Source organism: Collinsella sp. AM20-15AC, from assembly GCF_003471405.1.
Classification (GTDB): domain Bacteria; phylum Actinomycetota; class Coriobacteriia; order Coriobacteriales; family Coriobacteriaceae; genus Collinsella.
In genome coordinates this window covers 41,243-61,718 of record NZ_QRJA01000003.1, presented here as the reverse complement: position 1 = coordinate 61,718, position 20,476 = coordinate 41,243, and the positions used below count along the sequence as shown (strand labels likewise).

The window sequence follows — 20,476 nt, the reverse complement described above, 5'->3', positions numbered from 1 at the left end:
TAGGTGGCGCGCATTCGGGGAAGAGGACCTTCGTGCGTGAAAAGCTCGGGTTCGCGGCGGACGATTTCGTCGACGCGGCGCAGCTTGCGGAGGGCGGCGTGCCCGCGGCTTTTGCCGGCCGCGTCGCATACCGTGCTGAGGAACTCGTACGCGCGCTCGACGCTGATCGGGCGCTCGAGCGGCTGATCGGCTTCGACGCAGTGATTCTGCCCTTGGTCGGCTCGGGGGTCGTCCCCATGCGTGCGGAAGACGCCCAATGGCGCGAGCGCGCGGGGCGCCTGGGATGCGCGCTCGCTGCGCGCGCCGACGTCGTCGTGCGCATGACGTGCGGGATTCCCCAGGTCATCAAAGGAAACCTTGCCGATGCGCCTCGAGGGACGCAGGGCGCGGGCGCGCCTTTGGAAGTCGTCTTCGTGCGCCATGGTGCCACGGCGGGCACGGAAGACCATCGCTACAGCGGGGCGGGCACCGACGAGCCCCTGTCGAGCGCGGGCGAGCGCGCTTTGCGCGACCTCGCGTGCGATCGTGACGTGTTCCGTGTTATCACGAGCGGCATGGCCCGCACCGACCAGACGGCGCGCATCCTCTTCCCGAACGCGGAGCTTATGGCGTGCCCCGGTCTGCGCGAGATGGATTTCGGCGACTTCGAGGGGCGAAGCGCCGCCGAGCTTAAAGAGGATGCGCGCTACCGCGCCTGGGTGGACTCCTGGTGCGAGACGCGCTGCCCGCATGGCGAGGGCAAGAGCGATTTCACCCGCCGCGTCGTCGCGGCGTTTCGGGAGGCATGCAAATCGGAGCGCGCCCAGGGGAGTGGGCGCGCCGTCTTCGTCGTTCACGCGGGTACCGTGAAAGCGCTGCTCTCCGAGCTAGCTGTCCCGAAAATGGGATACTTCGACGTGCATACCGAGCCGGGCGGCGCATGGGCCGCCACCTGGGATGGGCGTTGCCTTCGCGACGTTCGCTCCGCTTCGGGGGGCGATGCCCGGTGATGACGATTCTTGCCGTCGCCGCCGGGTTCGCGGCCGACCTTGCCTTCGGCGACCCGCGCTGGCTTCCCCATCCCGTCGTCGCCATGGGGCGCGCGATCACGTGGGCCGAAGGCCGCCTGCGGGGCGCATTCCCGCAAACGTCCGCGGGCACGCGCGCCGCAGGGCTTCTGCTCGCCGTGGCGCTTCCGCTTACGTGTGGGCTTTTGACCTGGGGAATCCTGCATGTTTGCGGCATGGTTCACTCCGGCTTGCGCTTCGTGGCCGAGGCATGGGCGAGCTATCAGATTCTCGCGGCATGCGAGCTGCGCCGCCAGAGCCTGGCCGTTGCCCGCGCGTTCTCGAAGGGCGGCCTTGTCGCGGCGCGCGAAGCCGTCGGGCTCATCGTGGGACGTGACACGTCTGTTCTCGACGAGCAGGGCGTCGCGCGCGCCGCCGTGGAAACGGTGGCGGAGAACGCGAGCGACGGTGTCATCGCGCCGCTTTTCTACCTTATGATCGGGGGTGCGCCCTTGGGCATGGCGTACAAGGCGGTGAACACGCTCGACAGCATGGTGGGCTACAAAAACGAGCGCTACATCGACTTCGGCTGCGCCTCGGCGCGCCTCGACGATGCGGTGAACTGGATTCCCTCGCGCTTATCGGCCCTGCTCATGATCGCCGTGTGCCCGATCGTCGGGCTCGACGCGCGCGGGGCGGCGCGCATCTGGCGCCGCGACAGGCGTCGCCATGCGAGCCCGAACGCGGCGCAGACCGAGTCGGCGTGCGCGGGTGCGCTCGGACTGCGCCTGGCAGGACCCGCGGTGTATTTCGGCAAGCTCGTTGAGAAACCGACGATAGGCGACGCGTCCCGCGAAATCGAGTGGGGCGACATCGCCCGGGCGACAAGGCTCATGCTCGCCGCGTCCGTATGCGCGCTCGTCCTCTTCGGCGCCGCGCGCGCGGCGGTCGTGCTCGCCGTGGGGGCGATGGCATGAGGAAAGACCACGCCGCGCCCCGGGCTGCCGGGGGAATCCTGCGCGCCCGCACGCATGGGGGCAGCGCGCAATCGCTCGGCATCGCTTGCGAAGGGGGTGCCTCCGACCTCATTGACTTCTCGGTGAACGTGAATCCGGCAGGCCCCTCGCCGCGCGCCGTCGCCGCAGCTTGCAAGGCGCTTTCTCGAATCGACGCCTACCCCGATAGGGAAAGCCTCGCCCTCGTTCGCGCCCTAGCGCGCGACCAGGGCATTCCCGAAGATACTATCGTCTGCGGCGCGGGCGCGTCCGACATCATCTGGCGGCTCGCCGCGGCGGTGCGCCCGAAACGCATCGTCGTGTGCGCGCCGACGTTCTCTGAATATGCGGAGGCGGCATCGTACTACGGCGCATGCGTGCAGGAGTTCCCGCTCTCTGAAGCGGACGACTTCGACGTGCCCGCCTCCTTCGCCCACGCGATTGAGGGGCCGGGAGACGTGGCGTACCTCTGCAATCCGAACAACCCTACGGGGCGCCTCGTCGACCCCAGCGTGATCGATGCCGCGGCTTGCCGCTGCGAGCAGGTGGGCGCGCTGCTCGTCGTGGACGAGTGCTTCCTCGGATTTGCGCCTGACGCCTGCGAAAGGAGCGTGGCCGCACGCGCCGCGTGTTCGCGCCATGTGGCCGTGCTCTCCGCGTTCACCAAGCTCTACGGAATGGCGGGGTTGCGGTTGGGATATCTGATCAGCGGAAACGCCCAACTCATCGAGGGGATTCGCCGGGCGGGGCAGGCGTGGCCCGTCTCCTCGGTCGCCGAGGCCGCGGGCATCGCCGCCCTGGAAGACATTGAATACGTCTCGCGCACGCGCGATGTATTGGCGGGCGAGCGAGCGTGGCTTTCCCACGAGCTCTCCTCGCTCGGGCTTTCCGTCGTGCCGTCGGATGCGAACTTCCTTTTAGTCCGCACGCCGGCGAAAGACATCCCTGAGCGCCTGTATAAACATGGGGTTTTGGTCCGCACGTGCGACTCGTTTTCGGTACTGTCCCGTTTCTGGTGCCGCGTCGCGGTGCGCACGCGCAAGGAGAATGCCCGGCTTGCGATGGCGTTCAGCCGCGTGCTTCGGGTGGAAGGTGCATCGGGCGAAGGCGAACCCGACGAACGGGGCGGCGCTTCTTTCAGCGGCGCTATGGCGGGCGCGGATGGCCGAGGCTCGGCGAAGGAGGTCGATACCCGTGGGTAGGGCGAAGCCCATCATGATCCAGGGCACCATGTCGAACGCGGGGAAGAGCCTGCTTGCGGCGGGGCTGTGCCGCGTACTTTCGCAGGACGGCCTGCGCGTGACTCCCTTCAAGAGCCAGAACATGGCACTCAACAGCGGTGTCACGGCCGACGGGCTCGAGATGGGGCGCGCCCAGATCATGCAGGCCGAGGCGTGCGGCATCGCGCCCGACGTGCGCATGAACCCCATCCTGCTCAAGCCCGAAAGCGGCCACCGAAGCCAGCTCATCGTGGCCGGCAAGGCGCAGGGAGCCTTCGCTGCGAGGGACTACTTCGCGCGAAAGAAGGCGCTCATGCCGCAGATTTTGGAGGCGTTCGATTCGCTCGCGGAGGATAACGACGTCATCGTCATCGAGGGCGCCGGCAGCCCCGCCGAAATCAACCTTGCCGAAAACGACATCGTCAACATGGGGCTCGCGCGCGCCGTGTCCTCCCCCGTGCTGCTCGTGGGCGACATCGACCCAGGCGGGGTGTTTGCCCAGCTCTACGGCACGGTCGCTCTCCTTGCGCCCGAGGACCGCGCGCTTTTGCGGGGGCTTGTGGTGAACAAGTTCCGCGGCGATGTGGAAATCCTGCGCCCGGGTTTGGCCCCGCTCGAGAAAATGTGCGGGGTTCCCGTCGTGGGGGTCGTGCCGTATCTTACGCTCGACCTGGACGACGAGGACTCGCTCGCGCCGCGCCTATCTGCCCGCGAGGCGCGCGGCGTCATCGACGTCGCCGTCGTGCGTCTTCCGCATCTGTCGAACTTCACCGACTTCGACCCGCTTTCGCGCGTGCCCGGCGTGGGCGTGCGCTACGTTTCCTCGACGACCGATCTGGGCCGACCCGACCTGGTGGTGCTTCCCGGCTCGAAGACTACGCTCGACGACGCGCGCTGGCTTGCGGCTAGCGGCATCGGGGCCTGTGTACGCGCGCTTTCGGGCACGGGCACGCCGGTGCTCGGCATATGCGGAGGCTACCAGCTTTTGGGAGACGAGCTTTCCGACCCGCACGGCAGGGAAGGCGCTGGCACCGCGCGCGGGCTCGGGCTCATCCCTGCAAGTACGGTGTTCAAGGAGGAAAAGCGCCTCGCCCAGTCGGAGCTGCGCATCACGGGCGCCCAAGGCGCGTTCTCGGCGTGGAACGGCATGATGGCGCGCGGGTACGAGATTCACGACGGCGAAACGACCGTCTCCTGCGCTCCTGCGGGCACGATTGGCGGCAAACCAGAAGGCGCGGCCTGCGGAAACGTGTTCGGAACCTATCTCCACGGCCTGTTCGACGAACCGGGGGTGGCGCTCGCCCTCGCGCGCTCGCTCGCGCGCATGCGCGGCCTGCCCGAGAACGTCGTGGGTGCTGCGGGCGCGGCGTCCGCGGCCGATCACCGTGCGCGCGAGTTCGACCGCCTGGCCGACGTCGTGCGCGGGGCGCTCGACATGGAGTATGTCTACCGCATTATCGAGGAGGGCGTATGATCCACGTGTATCATGGCGACGGCAAAGGCAAGACCACGGCGGCGATGGGCCTCGCCCTTCGCATGCTCGCTGCAGGCCGCCGCGTCGTCGTCGTGCAGTTCCTGAAAGACGGCGAAAGCGGGGAGGTGCGCCTGCTCGCCGAGCATTTCGGCGTGCCCGTGTTCGCGGGGAAGGTGTCGGACAAGTTTACCTGGTCGATGACGTCGGAAGAACTTGCCGCGACGTGCGAGCTGCACGATGGGAACCTCGCTTCCGCGCTTGCCGAGCTCGAGGGCGCGCAAGAGGGACTGCTCGTGCTCGACGAGGCGCTCGACGCGCTTTCGAAGGGGCTTGTCGACGAGGCGCTCGTGGACCGCGCGCTCGATATGTCCGCGCGCGGCGTCGAAGTAGCGCTCACCGGGCGCGCGCCTTCCCGCAAGATCGTGGAGAAGGCCGACTACATAACCGAGATGCGGTGCAAGAAACATCCCTACGAGCAGGGGATATGTGCAAGGGAAGGAGTGGAGTACTAGATGGATTCCAAGGAGATGGCGCCCGGCGACATCGAGCGGCGCAGCTTCGAGATCATCACCGAAGAGCTCGGCGGCCGCACGTTCCCGCCGCTCGAAGAGCTCGTCGTGAAGCGCGTCATCCACACCACTGCCGACTTCTCGTACGCCGATTCCCTCGTGTTTACCCATGACGCCGCGCACTGTGCGCTCGACGCACTGCGCGCAGGGGCCACGGTGCTCACCGACACGAACATGGCGCTCGCAGGCATAAGCAAGCCCGCGCTCGCGAAGCTCAGCTGCAAGGCCGTGTGCTTCATGGCCGACCCTGATGTCGCCGCGGCTGCGCGCGCCGCGGGCACGACTCGCGCCGTTGCGAGCATGGACAAAGCTTGCGGCATCGAGGGTCCGCTCATCGTGGCCGTCGGCAACGCTCCCACAGCACTTCTGCGCCTCGCCGAGCTCATGGACGCGGGGAAGATCGCGCCCGTGCTCGTCGTTGGGGTGCCGGTCGGGTTTGTGAACGTGGTCGAGGCGAAAGAGGAGCTACTCGCACGACGCGTGCCAGCCATCGTCGCGAGGGGTCGCAAGGGCGGCTCGACCGTGGCGGCTGCCATTATGAACGCGCTGCTCTACCAGATCACGCGCCCAGGCGGCCCGAAGTGACGGCGCCCGCATCCGCGCCGGCGCTGCGCATCTTCGCCGGCACCACCGAGGGCCGCCTTCTGTGCGAATGGGCGAGCAGGGCGGGCATCCCCGCCCGTGCCTACGCGGCAACCGAGTACGGAGGCGAGCTTTTGGGCGAGCTTCCGGGCATCGAGGTGCATGCGGGCAGGCTCGACGATGCCGACATGGAGCGCGAGCTTTCCGGCGCGTGCATCGTTGTCGACGCCACGCACCCCTTCGCTACGCTCGCAAGCGGCAACATCCGGGCCGCTTCGCTCGCCGTGGGTGCACGATGCCTGCGCCTTGCGCGCCCGGTCGAGGCGCTGCCCAAAGGCGTCGTGCCGGTCGCGTCGATCGCCTGCGCGGCGCGCTTTCTCTCCGAGAACCCGGGTCGCGCGCTTCTCACGACGGGGAGCAAGGAGCTTGCTCCCTACACGAGCGTCGCCGATTTCGCGGAGCGCTTCTTCGTGCGTGTGCTCCCGCTGCCCGGTGCTATAACGAAGTGCATCGACGCGGGGTTTTCGCCGTCGCACGTCATCGGCATGCAGGGGCCCTTCACCCGCGAGCTCAACGAGGCGATGCTTCGGCAGGTGGGCGCCCAGTGGCTTGTGACTAAGGACTCGGGAACCGTAGGCGGCACGGCCGAGAAGCTCGCCGCCGCGCGCGACGTGGGAGCGCGCTGCATCGTGGTCACCCGTCCCGCCGAGGGAAGCGGGGCCCTTTCGCTTCGGGAAGTGGAAGACGTGCTCTTACGGGAGTTCGCGCGCTAGGCGCTTGCCGCGCCTGCGCGCCCTCCCGCCCGCGAGGAGGAGCGTCCCGAGCAAGCTCGACCCGTACAAGCCCGTTATCCATCAATAGCTCGAGGACGACGCCCAGAACTGGCGCAAACAGCCCTTCAATAAGTTGCGGTGAAATAGTGTCTGTTTTTGCTGCTAGATAGCATATTCAGTCCCTAATTCACCGCAACTTGTTGGTGGTGGCTTACTGGTAGCTGGTGGTGGCTTACTGGTAGCGTAGGCACTCCACCGGGTTGAGCTTTGCCGCGCGGCGAGCGGGGTAGAAGCCAAAGATTACGCCGATGCCGACGGAGACGCCGAAGGCCAGCAGCACCGTGGCGATTGAAAAGCTCGGTGTGATCTCCCCACTGGCACCGAGCTCGTTGAGAACCCCTGATCCTGCGGCAAACATCGCGAGGCCCCAGGCCAGCAGATAGCCAATCAGGACACCCAGCAGGCCACCGGTGACGCACAGCGCCGAGGACTCGGCCAAAAACTGCGCGGTGATATCGCGGCGACTGGCGCCCAAGGCACGGCGAATACCGATCTCGCGGATGCGCTCAGTCACGTTGGTAAGCATCATATTCATAATGCCGATTCCGCCGACAAGCAGTGAGATACTGGCGACAGCGCCCATGATGAGCGAGAAGGCGCCCATAAACGAGTTGAGTGCATCGATGGCGCTTTTCATGGAGGTCGTCGATACGCTGTCGTACTCATCATCCTCCGAGATGCCCTTCATCGCGCGCACCTTAGACTCGATGGTCTTGCAGAGCTCGTCCATGTCTGTGCCCTCGGCGGCAAGTGCCGTCACGCTGGGAAATGAAGGATTCTCGTCGCCAAACAGGCCGGAGATGGTTTCGCGTGGCATATACAGCGTGAGCGAGCCCATGGAGTCGCTGCCGCCATCAATCACGCCTACAATCTGCACCTCGCCGTTGGACACCTTGATGGTTTTCCCCAGTGCGTCCTGTTCGTTGCCGTAAAGCTGATCGGCGCCGCCGCGGCTGATGAGCGCCACGCGCGAGCCTGATTGAGACTCTGCCTGTGAATAGACACGTCCCGCAACGAGCTTGCTGGCGCCCACGGCATCGAGCATGTCGCTATCGACGCCGTGTGCCATGACGGTATAGCTTTTATCCCCGACCTTGTACTCGGAATAGGCGCTATCGACGATGCCGATCTGCTCAATCTGCGGCACCAGTTTGCGAAGCTTTTCCACATCCGAATCGGTGAGTTCTTGGGACGAATAGATCTCTACCATGCGGGCTGCATTGAGGCCCAGGCTGTTGACCAGGCTGTTTTGGATACCGCCGATGAGCGAAGTCATGGCGATGACCGAGGCGATGCCAATGACGATGCCAAGGATGGTGAGCAGGCTGCGTCCCTTGTTGGCCTCGAGCGAGTGAAGGGCTTCTTGGACAAGATCGCGGGTGCTCATGCCTTCGCTCCTTTCGGCTGATTGGTGGTTGCAGAAATCTCGGGCAGGTTTTTGACGGCCCCGCGTAACGTATTCGGTGTATGCGCGACATATGCGCCGTCATGGATTCGCCCGTCACGGATGGTTACGGCTCGATCGGCCTCGGCGGCGATGCCGGGGTCATGCGTAATGAGTACGATGGTCTTGCCGCGTTTCTGGAGCTTGTGGAAGGTTTCCATGACGAGCGCCCCGGTTGTCGAGTCTAGATTTCCCGTTGGCTCGTCGGCCAAAATGATGGGCGGGTCGTTGACGAGGGCGCGCGCGATGGCGACGCGCTGCATCTGTCCGCCCGAGAGTTCCGATATGCGGTGGTCCCAATGGTCGACCGGCAGTGTGACGGCTTGCAGCGCGTGCACGGCGCGCATCTCGCGCTGGCTACGCGGCACATTGGTGTAGGACAGCGGCAGCATGACGTTTTCGATCACCGTCAGACGCGGCAGCAAGTTAAAACTCTGAAAGACAAAGCCGATGCTCAGCGCGCGCACCTCGGTGAGCTCATCATCGTCGAGCTCGGCGACGTTGAGCCCTTGCAGGAAATAATCACCCGCCGTCGGCTTGTCCAGGCAGCCCAGGATGTTCATGAGCGTCGACTTGCCCGAGCCCGAGGGGCCGGTGATGGCGACGAACTCACCGGGGTTCACCGCCAGGCTCACGTTGTGCAGGATGTGGGCGCAACCGGCCTCGCTCTCAAAGATGCGGTGCACGTTGCGGATGTCGATGACGGGACGCATTACTTGCCCTCGTCGGCAGACATATTGTCGCCGCCGTCTGCCGTCATGCCTGCGCCGGTATCCGTCACGATGGTGTCGCCGTCGCGTAACTTGGTAACCGGGACGTCTGGGTTGATCTCGTTGCCCTGGTCGTCGCGCTTGACCTGCGTCTTACCGACTACAGCCTCGTTGTCGTTTTGCGTCACGACGGTCACCTTCACGCGGCGCGTCTTCTTGCCTTCCGAATCGGTGGCCAGATTGACGTAATAGTGCTCGCCATCTTCGGTCATCAGCGCCATGGTCGGCACCATAACCACGTCGTCGAGCTTCTCGGTCACTACCGAGACCTCGGCAGTCATACCCGGCTTAAGGCGACTGTCGGGTGCTTCGATGAGGATGTCGACGTTAAAGGTCACGCTGCCGCCGCTACCGGAGCCGGAGTCAGAGTTTGCCACCGAGGCGATAGCCGTGACGGTGCCCTGGCTCACGATATCGGGAAACGCGGGATAGGTCACGTTGGCGCTTTGGCCCACGGCAATTTTGGCGATATCCTTTTCGCCCACCTGAACCGTCACCTTCATCTTGGACAGGTCGGCGATTTGCATGCACTGCTTGCCGCCGCTCGTGTCGCCTTCGCCCATGATCGTGCCTCCGGTCACCGTGGCACCGACTTTGGCGTTGAGCTCGACGATGTTGCCCGAACTGGGGGCCTTTACGGTGCGCTCGGCCGCTTTTGCAGTTGCCTGCTCCAGCGTTGCCTGGGCCGAGGCGAGGTTGCGCTGGGCGGTCGAGACGGCATTTGCGTTGGCGTTTGCGTCCGATGGGCCGGTCGATCCGTCACTGTCCGTTGTCGGTGCGGCCTGTGCGGCCGCGAGTGCCACCTTTGCATTGTTCAGGTCTTCCTGGGCGGCCGCGACCGCGCGCTGCGCCTCGGAAACAGCGCTATCGAGCGCGTCGTTCTTAATGGTCATGAGTACGTCGCCCTCGTTGACGCTCTGTCCGGCCTGCACGTTGATCTTTTCAACCGTACCGTCGACAGAAGGGGAGACGACCGATGCCGAGATGGGCTTAAGCTGCCCCTTGGCTTCGACTGTGGTGGTAAACGTGCCTTCGGTGACCATGTCGGTCACCGGTCCGTTGGTGCCTGCGGGTTGCGCGTTGATGACCAGCGTTGCGATGATGGCAATGAGCGCGATGGCAACAACGACACCGACGGCGATACCGCATCGGATGAGCTTTTTGCGCCGACGCTCGGCACGCTTTGCCTTGAGCTTTGCATAGGCTTCTTCATCGGAGATATCGGCGGTATCGTTCGTGCGTCCGCTCTGCTTTTCGGCATGTACGTTTGTAATCAAAGGAATCGTTTCGGTGGCACCTTCGGGCGTGTACTCGGCATCATCCGGGCCTGGGGTGATGGTGGGGACATTCGGCATAGCGTCTCCTTTATAGAAAGTTCCTCAATAAGTATATGCGCCCGTCGCGTAAGGCGGGCGCATATGGCGGATTCTTTCGGAACTGTTAGATTGGTCGCAGCGGCTCCACGTTGTGGGAATGCGCGCGTTGCACTACGAGTGGACAACCACGCACAGGCCGACTTTGATGCAGTCGTGAAGTGCCTTTGCATCGGCCAGGCGCAGGTTGATGCAACCGTGGCTGCCGCACCACTTGTACGACTCGGCATTATCGAAGCTCTTGTCGTTTTGCCAGGTGGCGTCGTGGAATCCGACCATATTGCCCTCGAACGGCATCCAATAGCTGACCGGGCTCTCGTATTTGGGCTTGCCGGTCTCGGGGTCCTTGGCACCGATAAGCTTGCTGGCGCCATTGTTGCTGTTGATCTGCCATACGCCCTCGGGGGTGGCGTCCTCTCCCGGCTTGCCAGAAATAAAGTTGGCCTCCCAAACGATATTACCGTTCTCGTCATAGTAGCGCGCGTGCTGCTCGGACAGATCGACGTCGATATACGCCTTCCAGTCGGGCTCTCCCTTTGCGGTAAAGGTGTCGGCCTTCTGGGAGTACTTGATCTCGATTTCGCCGGTCTGCTTGTTGTTAATGGCGTCCTCGACCTGCTTGGCGAGCGAGCTGCTGTCGATGGACCAACCAAAGTCACCGCCTTCAACGGCACACTGCTTGCCATCGGCGCGTGTCCACCAGCGAGTGGAGCCCACGGTATTAAAGCCGTTCGCGAGCTCGGCTGCCCAGCTGCTGATTTGCGACGTATCGAGCGTGGGGTTGGCAGGATCGGCAAAGCTGATCCACTGCAACACGGAGCTGCCATCAACCTTTCCGGCATCCTCGCCGTTGAGCTTGAGGGTCACGTTGACGCCCAAGAAGTTGTTGGCGGCATCGCATGCGGCCTGAATCTGATCATCGGTCAGCGTTCCATTGAGCGGCTCATAGGCATCGTTGCCGAGCTTGGAAAGATCTACGGTCTCGGCCAGCGAGGCAAGCTCGAGCTCGGCATACTTAATGACATGCTCGCGGTTGAGTTTTTCGTTGGAGCGCGCCTTCTCGACGGTAAACTTGCCGGCCTGCTCGTCATAGGAGCTATTGGCCTCGAACGTGCCCGAGCGCCCCTCGTTAAACTCGTCGATGGCGGCGCCCAGATCCTTCTCAAACTGCTTTTGGTCAAAGGTGTCGGAGAGCATGGACAGGTCGACGTCTTGATCAAGATCGACTTCGTTGGAGCTAGCGGTTGTTTTGGTCTTGCCGCTTAAGGATTCTACAAGGCGAACCGGCCATACAATGGCTTCGTTGCGGCTGATAATCTCTTTTGCGGCAGCTTCGCCGTCGACAATGGGCTCATCGGACTCGGGCTGATAGGTCCAGCTAAAGTCATCGCCTGTCACGGTGAGCTTATAGTGCTTCCAAGCCGAGTTGACCTTGGTGGCGGCAGACGAAGCGTTGGAGAACGAGACATCGACGCCGGCGATAGTGGTGTTGGGGTAGGCTACCTGCGAAAACGCTACGACGCCTACGATATAGACAATGACGATAAGACCCAGAACGACAAAGAGCGTCGTCTTTTTGCCCGACTTATTGTTCTCGGCGGGTTTGCGTGCGGGGCCGCGATCGCCTCGAGCGTGCGTGGGGGGCTGCTTGGGCGCATTGCCATTTGTCTGGCGCTGCTGATGCTGCTTGTTCGGACGTTGGGAAACGTTTGCCGCACCTCGCTGCTGACCGCGGCTCGGCGCGATAGGACGCGGCGATTGAACGCCGCCGGTGTGCCTGCTCGGCTGCTGCGGATCGGGAATCAGTTGAGTTCGATCGTTTTGCGACATCGTATGCATATCCTTCGAATTTCGCCTTGCGGCTCATCGTGTTTTTACTGGGCTTGCATTATAGCGATTACCTAGTTGTTTGTGGTATGGAAACGGTGGCATTCAAAAGAGGTGGGACATTTGTCCCACCTTCGAGTCGTTCTTTGTCGCTATCCGCACACACCGCATTTTGCACAGGCCGAAAGTGCGGCCGGAGCCTGCGCGATGCCGCCCTTTGCCGTCTCGCGCAGCGTGGCCGGCAACGCGTGGCCCACCGAGAGCATGACGTGTGCCATCTGGTCAAACGGCACCAGGCTCTTAATGCCGGCGAGGGCGAGTTGTGCGGAGCTAAAGGCGGCTGCCACGCCGATGGCGTTGCGGTTTTGGCAGGGCACCTCCACGAGGCCACCGACGGGGTCACAAACGAGGCCCAGCAGATTACTTAGCGCGATGGAACTGGCGTCGAGCGCCTGCTCGGGTGTGCCGCCGAGCATCTGCACCAGCGCGGCGGCGGCCATGGCGGCCGCACTTCCGACCTCGGCCTGACAGCCGCCCTCGGCGCCGGCAACGCAGGCGCTCGTGGTGAGGTTGAGGCCGATGGCGGCGGCGCAGTAGAGCGCGTCTATGACCTGTTCGTCGTCGAGCTGCAGGTGGTCGGCGAGCGCCAGCACGCAGCCGGGTACTACGCCTGCGGAGCCTGCCGTGGGGGCAGCGACGATCACACCCATCGTGGCTGAGCGCTCGAGCACGGCCATGGCGTGGGCCACGGCGTCGGTCTGGACGGCGCCCATCAGGCTTGTGCTCAGATCGTTTCGGCCGGTGGCATCGACGAGCTTTGCCTCGCCGCCGATGAGGCCGCCGAGCGAGCGTTGCGGATTGGAAATGGGGGCCGTGGTCTCCTCGCGCATGACGTCGAGCACGCGGCGCATGGCGGCGACGGCGTGGGCCTCGCCGGTCAGGCGCGCCTCGCGAACGGCCATGACGGCGCCGATGCTGAGCCCCAGTTCCTCGCACGCATCGAGCAGCTGCTCGCCGTCGTCGAAGATTTCCTTGGCCGAGACGCCGGGGGAGAGCGACGAAGCAGAACCGGGGAGCTCGATAAAGGTCGCGTAATCGACATTGTCGAGCTTACGCAGCATCGGGACAACAGTGTCGTCGGGCGCGCCGTCGGTCTCAAAGACGGAGTAGGCCTGGCCGCCCACTTCGGTGCGGTAGGTGCGGCAGAAGGCGATGTTCACGTGTGCGTAGGCGAGCAGGTTGGTGAGCGCGGCGAGCACGCCGGGGACGTCGTAGTGCGCCACGAAGAGCGTTGAGTACATGCCCGAGATGTCAACGCCGACGCCGTTAATGCGGCTGATGCGCATCTTGCCGCCGCCCAGGCTCTCACCGCGGACCTGTGCCGTCGCACCCGTGTCGTCGACCATGTCAATGTCGACGGTGTTGGGGTGGATGGAGGCGTCGTCGCCCTTGATGTCAAAGTGATATTCGAGGCCCTGCTCGCGTGCGAGGTCGAAGGCCTGCTTGATGTTCTCGTCGTCGGTGTCGAGGCCCAGGATGCCCGCGACGAGCGCACGATCGGTGCCGTGGCCGCGGTAGGTGTGGGCAAAGGAGTTCCACAGGCCAAAGGTGACCTTAGTGATGCGGCCTTCCAGCAGGCTGGCGGCAACTTGGGCGCAGCGCAGGGCGCCGGCGGTGTGCGATGAGCTGGGGCCGACCATGACGGGGCCCAAGATCTCGAATGCCGAGGTCGTAGCTAGTGTTTGCGGCTTGCCTGCCATATGCGCTCCTGTTCTATCCCGTCGTTCCGAGGGCTTTGGTATTTGGTCGCCTGCTCTACAGTCCTGACTCGCACGGAGGCCACATTAAGTGGCCTCCGGCTCGTGCGGAACTCGCGATCGACCAAATACCAAAGCCCTCGGAACTTAGGATACATGGTAGGGGCACGCTTGCTGCAAAATTCATCAGCTGGGAACCTATTCTGCGTCCCATGTCGACTCATCTTCGCCACCGGTTAATAAAAAAGAGGTACCGGTTGTTCCGGTACCTCTTTTTGGCGTGTTTCTATTTGGCTGTGGCTTTTCTCGTTAGCTTACAGGCCGCAGGCTGCTTTGAGTTCTTCGACTCGGTCGGTATTCTCCCAGGTGAAGTCGGCGTCTTCGCGGCCGAAGTGACCGTAGGCTGCCGTCTTTTCGTAGATGGGGCGACGCAGGTCTAGGTCGCGGATGATAGCCCCCGGGCGCAGGTCGAAGGTCTTCTCAACGGCCTCGACGATCTTGTCCTCGGCGACCTTAGCGGTACCGAAGGTGTCGACCATGATTGAGAGGGGCTTGGAAACGCCGATGGCGTAGGCAAGCTCGACTTCGCAGCGGTCGGCCAGACCGGCGGCGACCACGTTCTTAGCGACCCAGCGCGCGGCATACGCGGCGGAACGGTCGACCTTGGTGCAGTCCTTGCCGCTAAAGGCGCCACCGCCGTGACGGCCGTAGCCGCCGTAGGTGTCGACGATGATCTTGCGGCCGGTGAGGCCCGTGTCGCCCATGGGGCCGCCCACGACAAAGCGACCGGTGGGGTTCACGTAGATCTCCGCGTTGTCCCACGGCATGTTCTCGGCGGCCATGACCGGGGTGATGACGTGCTCGATGAGGTCGGCCTTGATCTTGCCCATGTCCTCGATCTCGGCGGCGTGCTGCGTGGAGATGACGATGGTCGTGACCTCGACGGGCTTGCCTTCCTCGTAGCGCACGGTGACCTGGGTCTTGCCGTCGGGACGCAGATAGGCGAGGGTACCGTCGTGACGCACGGCGGCCAGGCGCTCGGCCAGGCGGCTTGCCAGGTAGTGTGGCATGGGCATGAGGGTCTTGGTCTCGTTGGAGGCATAACCGAACATCATGCCCTGGTCGCCGGCACCGATCAGGTCGATCGGGTCGGTGGTAGCGCCGGTCTGGGTCTCGAAGGACTCGTCAACGCCCTGGGCGATATCGGGCGACTGCTCGTGGATGAGGCTCATAACGCCGCAGGTGTCGCAGTCAAAACCGAACTTGGCACGGTTGTAGCCAATGCGGCGGATGACGCCGCGGGCGATTTCCTGTACGTCGACGTAGGCCTGGGTGCGAATTTCGCCGGCAACGATGATGGTGCCGGTGGTCACGAGGGTCTCGCAGGCGCAGCGGACGTTCTCCGCGTTGGCAGGCACGCCGTTGGGGGCGATGTAGCCCTGCTCCTGGAGCTCTATTTCTTTGGCGAGGATTGCGTCGAGGACGGCGTCACTGATCTGGTCAGCGATCTTATCGGGATGACCTTCGGTCACCGACTCCGACGTAAAAACAAAGGACCCGTGTTGGGGTGGGATGGAACGAAGTTCTTCTGACATGATTGTCCTTTCAAAAACGTGTCCCAGCGACCGTTACCATTCCGCCGGGCTCTCTATGCAAGGGCACATCATAGCGCGTAAATCAAACATTCACACCCTTTCCGCACCTACTCATTGGGGACAGACTTAAATGACCAGCCAATAGTACTCATTGGGGACAGACTTAAATGACCAGTCTTAAACCAAGAATGTCCCCAATGACTACAACGATTGGTCATTTAAGTCTGTCCCCAATGAGTAGTCCCCAATGAGTGGGTCGGTGCCCTTTGTGCGGAGGTTGCTTTGATGCTTTATACTGGTGCGGTTAGACATCCATCCTGCAACCGAGGAGATTTCCATGGCATCAGACGTTCGCGTCCGCTTTGCACCCTCACCGACGGGCAAGCTGCACATCGGCGGCGCCCGCACCGCTATCTATAACTGGGCTTTCGCCCGCGCAAACGGCGGTACGTTCATTCTGCGCATCGACGACACCGATCCCACCCGTTCCACCGACGAGAACACGCAGATCATTTTGCGCGCCATGCGTTGGCTGGGCTTGGACTGGGACGAGGGCCCCGAGGTGGGCGGCGACTATGGTCCCTATGCCCAGACCGAGCGCCTGGACCTGTACAAGCAGGCCGCCCAGAAGCTTTGGGATGAGGGCAAGGCCTATCCCTGCTTCTGCACCAAGGAGCAGCTCGATGCCGACCGCAAGGCCGCGCAGGAGCGCAAGGACCCCTTCCAGGGCTATCAGCGTCGTTGCCGCGATCTTGATCCCGAGGAGGCCCGCCGCCGCATCGAGGCCGGCGAGTCCTACGTCCTGCGCATCAAGGTGCCCGAGGACCGCGGCGACGTCGTCGTCCACGACGCCGTCCACGGCGAGGTGACCTTCGACGCCAAGGAGCTCGACGACTTTGTCATCTTCCGCTCCGATGGCACGCCCACGTACAACTTCGCGACCGTCGTCGACGACGCCATGATGAAGATTACCCATGTCATCCGCGGCGACGACCACCTGTCCAACACCCCGCGTCAGGTCATGGTCTACGAGGCCCTCGGCGCGCCCGTGCCTACGTTCGCCCACATTTCCATGATCTTGGGTGCCGACGGCAAGAAGCTCTCCAAGCGCCACGGCGCCACCTCGGTGGAGGAGTACCGCGACGCTGGTTACCTGTCCGACGCCTTCGTCAACTATCTGGCGCTGCTCGGCTGGTCGCTCGACGGCGAGACCACAATCATTCCGCGCGATGTCCTGGCCAGCAAGTTCTCGCTCGACCGCATCTCCAAGAACCCGGCGACCTTCGACCCCAAGAAACTCGACTGGGTCAACGCCGAGTACATCAACGGCATGTCCGATGCCCAGTTTGCCGACGAGATCATGGTCCCCGAGCTGCACGAGGCGGGTCTCATCGAGGGCAACGTCGAGTACGGCGAGGATTGGATCGATGCGCTTGCCGCCATCGTCAAGCCGCGCACCAAGATGCCGGCCGACGCCGTGACCGTCGCCGCTCCCATCTTTGCTACGGCCGAGACGCTCGAGTATGACGAGAAATCCGTCAACAAGGGCCTGGCCAAGGAAGGCATGGGTGCCATCCTGGACGCCGCCAAGGCCGCGCTCGAGGGCGTGGACGAGTGGACCGCCGAGGCCATCGACGCTGCGCTTGAGCCGCTGCCCGAGCAGATGGACCTCAAGAAGCGCGTTGTGTTCCAGGCCGTGCGCGTCGCCGTCTGCGGCAACATGGTGAGCCCTCCGCTGGGCGAGACCATGGCGCTCGTCGGCCGCGACGATTGCCTGGCGCGCATCGACCGCGCCCGCACGATGGCGCTGTAGTAGACGCGCAAATGCATGTATCCGAGCCCCGTTCACCCCGAGCGGGGCTCTTGTTTCTGTACCGATGAGTGGGTTGCTGGGACAAAATAATCAGTAGTGTTTGTCCCATATTCGAGCGACGCAACAAGCTCGACACTCGTATCGGCCATGGGACAAACACTACTGATTATTTTGTCCCAGTCCTTTCAGGTCCGTTCGTTAGAGGTGGTGTATGGCTCAACAACTGTCGCTGTTTGGTTCGCCGGAACCGGAGGAGGCTCTGGTGAAGCTCATGCCTGCCGCTGCCTCGGTTCAGCCTAAGCCTGCACCTGAGCCCATCGCTGCCTACGCGAGCGTGGTTCTCGACATTCCTACCCGAGCGCTGTCCGAGCCATTCGCCTACTGCATTCCCCAGTCCCTTGCCAACGAGGCGCAGATCGGATCTACGGTCCTGGTTCACTTTGGTAACCGTGCCGCCGCGGGCTATGTCGTCGACATTGCGCCTGAGCTGGGCGATCTGCAGGGTAACAACGCCCTCGACCCCGCGCGCATTAAAGCCGTCGAGGCTATCCTCAGCAAACCGCTCTTTACCGCCGAAGCCGCCCGTATCGCACGCTGGATGAGCCACGAGTACGTCGCAACGCTTTCCGAGTGCCTGCGCCTGTTTTTGCCCCCGGGCGGCAGTCCGCGTGTGGTCAAGGGTGACGACGGCGTGTGGACGGTTGAACGTCCAGCCGTCAAACCCATCCAAAATCGCTGGGTTATGCTCACGCCCGAAGGCTTCGACTATACGCCGCCCAAGACCGCGGTCCGCCAGCGCCAACTCATCGAGGCGCTCCAGTGCGGCCCGGTCACGACGCGCGACCTCAACCTTCTCTATAACAGCATGTCGGCGACCATCAAGGCGCTCGAAAAACGCGGCGTCGTGGTTGTGGAGGAGCGCCGCGCCTGGCGTGGCTGCAACGAGCAGACCACGCTGTCCTCGGCGAGCGGCAAGGCCCCGATGGCACTCACCAACGGTCAGCGACAGGCCCTCGCGCAGATTGAGCGCGCACGCCTTGACGCTCACGGCGACGTGGTCCTAGTCGATGGAGTCACTGGATCCGGCAAAACCGAGGTCTACCTTTCCGCTATCGAGCGCGTGCTCGCGGCCGGCCGCTCAGCCTGCGTACTGGTGCCCGAGATATCGCTGACAGCCCAGACCGTCGGCCGCTTCCGCTCGCGCTTTGGCGAGACGGTCGCCGTGTTCCATTCGCGGCTTTCGGCCGGCGAGCGCCTGGACCAGTGGGATATGGTTGCCAGCGGTGCGGCCCGCGTGGTCGTCGGCGCTCGCTCGGCGCTCTTTTGCCCGCTCAGCGACTTGGGCCTCATCATCATCGACGAGGAACACGAGACCAGTTACAAGCAGGGCTCCAGCCCGCGCTACCATGCGCGCGAGGTTGCGGCCGAGATGGCGCGCCGCTATCGCTGCCCACTTGTGCTGGGCTCGGCCACGCCTTCTGCCGAGGCCCTCGACCGCTGCCGCCGCGGTACATACAACGGTGCTACCTGGACGCGTGTCGAGATGCCCGAGCGCCCGGGACTCGCCGTGCTGCCTACGGTCCGCATTGCCGACCTGCGCCGTGAGTTTTCACACGGCAGCCGCTCCATGTTCTCAAAACCCTTGATGGAGGGCTTGGAGCGTGTGGTCGAGCGTCGCGAGAAGGCCGTGCTGCTGCATAACCGCCGTGGCTTTGCGCCGTTCCTGATGTGTCGCGAGTGCGGCTGCGTTCCCACCTGCAACCACTGCTCCACAGCGCTTACGTATCACGAGCGCACGCACACGCTGCAATGTCACACATGCGGATCCTCCTGGCGCGTGCAGCCGTATCCCGCGCCCACGAGTCGTTGCCCCAAGTGCGGCAGCCGCTACCTGGCAAAAATGGGGCTGGGCACGCAGCAGATCGAGGACGCACTGCACCAGATGCTGCCCGAGGACGTCGCCATCATCCGCATGGATGCCGATTCCACGCGCGGCAAGGATTCGCACAAAAAGCTGCTCGAGCAGTTCGATGCGGCCGATTGCGCCGTGTTGCTGGGCACCCAAATGATCGCAAAGGGTCTCGATTTTCCCGAGGTCACGCTCGTGGGCGTGGTCAATGCCGACTTCGCCCTCAAGCTGCCCGATTTCCGCGCAGGGGAGCGCGCCTACGATCTGCTGGAACAGGTGGCGGGCCGTGCCGGTCGCGGCGATCGTCCCGGTGAGGTGATCATCCAGACCTACCTGCCCGAGGATCCGGTCATTCGCGCCGTCGCTAAGCACGACCGTTCGATCTTTACCGACTACGACCTGGACCAGCGTCGCGACGCGCTGTATCCGCCGTTTGTGCGTCTGGTCAACATTTTGGTGTGGTCGGCGAACCGAGACGACGCGCAGGACTACATTGGGCGCATTGCAAAGCTTCTTAAGCGCCGCTGGCATGCCGCCGCGCCCGATTTTTTGCGGGCGGGGAGTGCCGTGCCGCAGGTGCTAGGCCCGGCTTCGTGTGTAATCGAGAGAGCCAAGGACCGTTACCGCTTCCATCTGCTTGTGAAGTCGCCCGTGGGGTACCATGTCTCTGATGATATCGACGCCTGCCTCAAAGAGGTGGGCTCTGTGCGCGGCGTGAGCGTGAGCGTTGACGTCGACGCCTATGATTTGATGTAACAACCCGAAAGGATGGCCATGGAAGCCAACGGAATCGTACTGTCGCCCGACCCTCGTCTGCGCCAGGAGTGCGCCGTCATCGAGGAGATCACCCCGGCGATCGAGGCGCTTGCCGAGAAGATGAAGAAGATGATGTTCGAGAACGGCGGCTGCGGCCTGGCTGCTCCGCAGATCGGCGAGCTTATTCAGCTCGTCACCATCGACTGCGACTACAGCGACAAGAACGACTACGACCCGTACGTGCTCATCAACCCTGTTATTGTTGAGCAGAGTGACCATCTGGTGCCGTTTAGCGAGGGCTGCCTGTCTATCCCCGGGATTAACTGCGAGATCGAGCGTCCCGACCATGTCGTCGTCGAGGCGTATGACCTGGACGCCAACCTGATTCGCTATGAGGCCTCGGGCGATCTGTTCTGCGTGTGCCTGCAGCATGAGATCGATCACCTGCACGGCAACACCATGTTCGAGCGACTGAAGCCGATGCAGAGGATCAAGGCCGTCAAGGAGTACCAGGACGCCCTGGCCCGCGGCGCTCGACCGGGCGAGACGGAGTAGGTCCCATCGTCCCCGGGG

General features: G+C 63.6%; 16 protein-coding genes. 10 read left to right on the top strand and 6 right to left on the bottom strand.

The window, feature by feature from the left end; all coding sequences use genetic code 11:
* The first annotated feature begins 32 nt into the window (after positions 1 to 32).
* From DW233_RS01830 to cobK, 7 genes are read left to right on the top strand one after another with little or no spacing between them, the layout of a single operon-like run.
* Positions 33 to 989 (top strand): histidine phosphatase family protein, encoded by a 957-nt coding sequence (locus DW233_RS01830; RefSeq protein WP_233547902.1) that lies wholly within the window; start codon positions 33 to 35, stop codon positions 987 to 989.
* A complete protein-coding gene (gene cbiB, locus DW233_RS01825) occupies positions 989 to 1,963 on the top strand; it encodes an adenosylcobinamide-phosphate synthase CbiB (RefSeq protein ID WP_118266401.1) in 975 nt (324 codons plus the stop codon). The genes DW233_RS01830 and cbiB overlap by 1 nt, the downstream gene beginning before the upstream one ends.
* Entirely contained in the window at positions 1,960 to 3,183 is a 1,224-nt protein-coding gene (locus DW233_RS01820) for a histidinol-phosphate transaminase (RefSeq protein ID WP_158567783.1), read from the top strand. The genes cbiB and DW233_RS01820 overlap by 4 nt, the downstream gene beginning before the upstream one ends.
* Positions 3,176 to 4,675, top strand: coding sequence for a cobyric acid synthase (locus tag DW233_RS01815; RefSeq protein ID WP_233502852.1), 1,500 nt, complete (start codon positions 3,176 to 3,178; stop codon positions 4,673 to 4,675). The genes DW233_RS01820 and DW233_RS01815 overlap by 8 nt, the downstream gene beginning before the upstream one ends.
* Entirely contained in the window at positions 4,672 to 5,187 is a 516-nt protein-coding gene (locus DW233_RS10320; RefSeq protein ID WP_089571806.1) for a cob(I)yrinic acid a,c-diamide adenosyltransferase, read from the top strand. The genes DW233_RS01815 and DW233_RS10320 overlap by 4 nt, the downstream gene beginning before the upstream one ends.
* Positions 5,188 to 5,829, top strand: a complete 642-nt coding sequence (locus DW233_RS10315) for a precorrin-8X methylmutase (protein ID WP_199574561.1) — start codon at positions 5,188 to 5,190, stop codon at positions 5,827 to 5,829.
* Positions 5,826 to 6,599, top strand: a complete 774-nt coding sequence (gene cobK, locus DW233_RS01805) for a precorrin-6A reductase (RefSeq protein WP_117633800.1) — start codon at positions 5,826 to 5,828, stop codon at positions 6,597 to 6,599. The genes DW233_RS10315 and cobK overlap by 4 nt, the downstream gene beginning before the upstream one ends.
* A 232-nt stretch (positions 6,600 to 6,831) precedes the next feature.
* Here the strand turns inward: cobK and DW233_RS01800 are convergent, their stop codons facing one another.
* The 6 genes from DW233_RS01800 to metK all read right to left on the bottom strand — a co-directional run bounded on the left by DW233_RS01800 (position 6,832) and on the right by metK (position 15,425).
* A complete protein-coding gene (locus DW233_RS01800) occupies positions 6,832 to 8,046 on the bottom strand; it encodes an ABC transporter permease (RefSeq protein ID WP_089571812.1) in 1,215 nt (404 codons plus the stop codon).
* Positions 8,043 to 8,816, bottom strand: coding sequence for an ABC transporter ATP-binding protein (locus tag DW233_RS01795; RefSeq protein ID WP_089571814.1), 774 nt, complete (start codon positions 8,814 to 8,816; stop codon positions 8,043 to 8,045). The genes DW233_RS01800 and DW233_RS01795 overlap by 4 nt, the downstream gene beginning before the upstream one ends.
* Entirely contained in the window at positions 8,816 to 10,228 is a 1,413-nt protein-coding gene (locus DW233_RS01790; protein WP_118266398.1) for an efflux RND transporter periplasmic adaptor subunit, read from the bottom strand. Before DW233_RS01790 ends, DW233_RS01795 begins: the two co-directional genes overlap by 1 nt.
* Positions 10,229 to 10,360: 132 nt before the next feature.
* Positions 10,361 to 12,076, bottom strand: coding sequence for a L,D-transpeptidase (locus DW233_RS01785; protein WP_158567782.1), 1,716 nt, complete (start codon positions 12,074 to 12,076; stop codon positions 10,361 to 10,363).
* Between the two features lie 149 nt (positions 12,077 to 12,225).
* Positions 12,226 to 13,833, bottom strand: coding sequence for an L-serine ammonia-lyase, iron-sulfur-dependent, subunit alpha (gene sdaAA, locus DW233_RS01780; protein ID WP_118266395.1), 1,608 nt, complete (start codon positions 13,831 to 13,833; stop codon positions 12,226 to 12,228).
* Between the two features lie 311 nt (positions 13,834 to 14,144).
* Positions 14,145 to 15,425: a methionine adenosyltransferase gene (gene metK, locus DW233_RS01775; RefSeq protein WP_118266394.1), complete on the bottom strand. Its 1,281-nt coding sequence runs from the start codon at positions 15,423 to 15,425 to the stop codon at positions 14,145 to 14,147.
* Between the two features lie 337 nt (positions 15,426 to 15,762).
* Here metK and gltX point away from each other — a divergent pair, with 337 nt between their 5' ends.
* The 3 genes from gltX to def all read left to right on the top strand — a co-directional run bounded on the left by gltX (position 15,763) and on the right by def (position 20,458).
* On the top strand, positions 15,763 to 17,238 hold the full coding sequence (gene gltX, locus DW233_RS01770; protein ID WP_118266392.1) for a glutamate--tRNA ligase: 1,476 nt from the start codon (positions 15,763 to 15,765) through the stop codon (positions 17,236 to 17,238).
* Positions 17,239 to 17,449: 211 nt separating this feature from the next.
* Positions 17,450 to 19,903: a primosomal protein N' gene (priA, locus tag DW233_RS01765; protein ID WP_118266390.1), complete on the top strand. Its 2,454-nt coding sequence runs from the start codon at positions 17,450 to 17,452 to the stop codon at positions 19,901 to 19,903.
* 18 nt (positions 19,904 to 19,921) lie between these two features.
* A complete protein-coding gene (gene def, locus DW233_RS01760) occupies positions 19,922 to 20,458 on the top strand; it encodes a peptide deformylase (protein WP_118266389.1) in 537 nt (178 codons plus the stop codon).
* Positions 20,459 to 20,476: the final 18 nt, after the last annotated feature.

Excerpts from the sequence above, each read along its gene's own strand:
- cbiB (WP_118266401.1), top strand. The coding sequence starts at position 989 with ATGACGATTCTTGCCGTCGCCGCCGGGTTCGCGGCCGACCTTGCCTTC.
- DW233_RS01820 (WP_158567783.1), top strand. The coding sequence starts at position 1,960 with ATGAGGAAAGACCACGCCGCGCCCCGGGCTGCCGGGGGAATCCTGCGC.
- DW233_RS10320 (WP_089571806.1), top strand. The coding sequence starts at position 4,672 with ATGATCCACGTGTATCATGGCGACGGCAAAGGCAAGACCACGGCGGCG.
- DW233_RS10315 (WP_199574561.1), top strand. The coding sequence starts at position 5,188 with ATGGATTCCAAGGAGATGGCGCCCGGCGACATCGAGCGGCGCAGCTTC.
- DW233_RS01800 (WP_089571812.1), bottom strand. The coding sequence starts at position 8,046 with ATGAGCACCCGCGATCTTGTCCAAGAAGCCCTTCACTCGCTCGAGGCC.
- DW233_RS01795 (WP_089571814.1), bottom strand. The coding sequence starts at position 8,816 with ATGCGTCCCGTCATCGACATCCGCAACGTGCACCGCATCTTTGAGAGC.
- DW233_RS01790 (WP_118266398.1), bottom strand. The coding sequence starts at position 10,228 with ATGCCGAATGTCCCCACCATCACCCCAGGCCCGGATGATGCCGAGTAC.
- DW233_RS01785 (WP_158567782.1), bottom strand. The coding sequence starts at position 12,076 with ATGTCGCAAAACGATCGAACTCAACTGATTCCCGATCCGCAGCAGCCG.
- sdaAA (WP_118266395.1), bottom strand. The coding sequence starts at position 13,833 with ATGGCAGGCAAGCCGCAAACACTAGCTACGACCTCGGCATTCGAGATC.
- metK (WP_118266394.1), bottom strand. The coding sequence starts at position 15,425 with ATGTCAGAAGAACTTCGTTCCATCCCACCCCAACACGGGTCCTTTGTT.
- gltX (WP_118266392.1), top strand. The coding sequence starts at position 15,763 with ATGGCATCAGACGTTCGCGTCCGCTTTGCACCCTCACCGACGGGCAAG.
- priA (WP_118266390.1), top strand. The coding sequence starts at position 17,450 with ATGGCTCAACAACTGTCGCTGTTTGGTTCGCCGGAACCGGAGGAGGCT.
- def (WP_118266389.1), top strand. The coding sequence starts at position 19,922 with ATGGAAGCCAACGGAATCGTACTGTCGCCCGACCCTCGTCTGCGCCAG.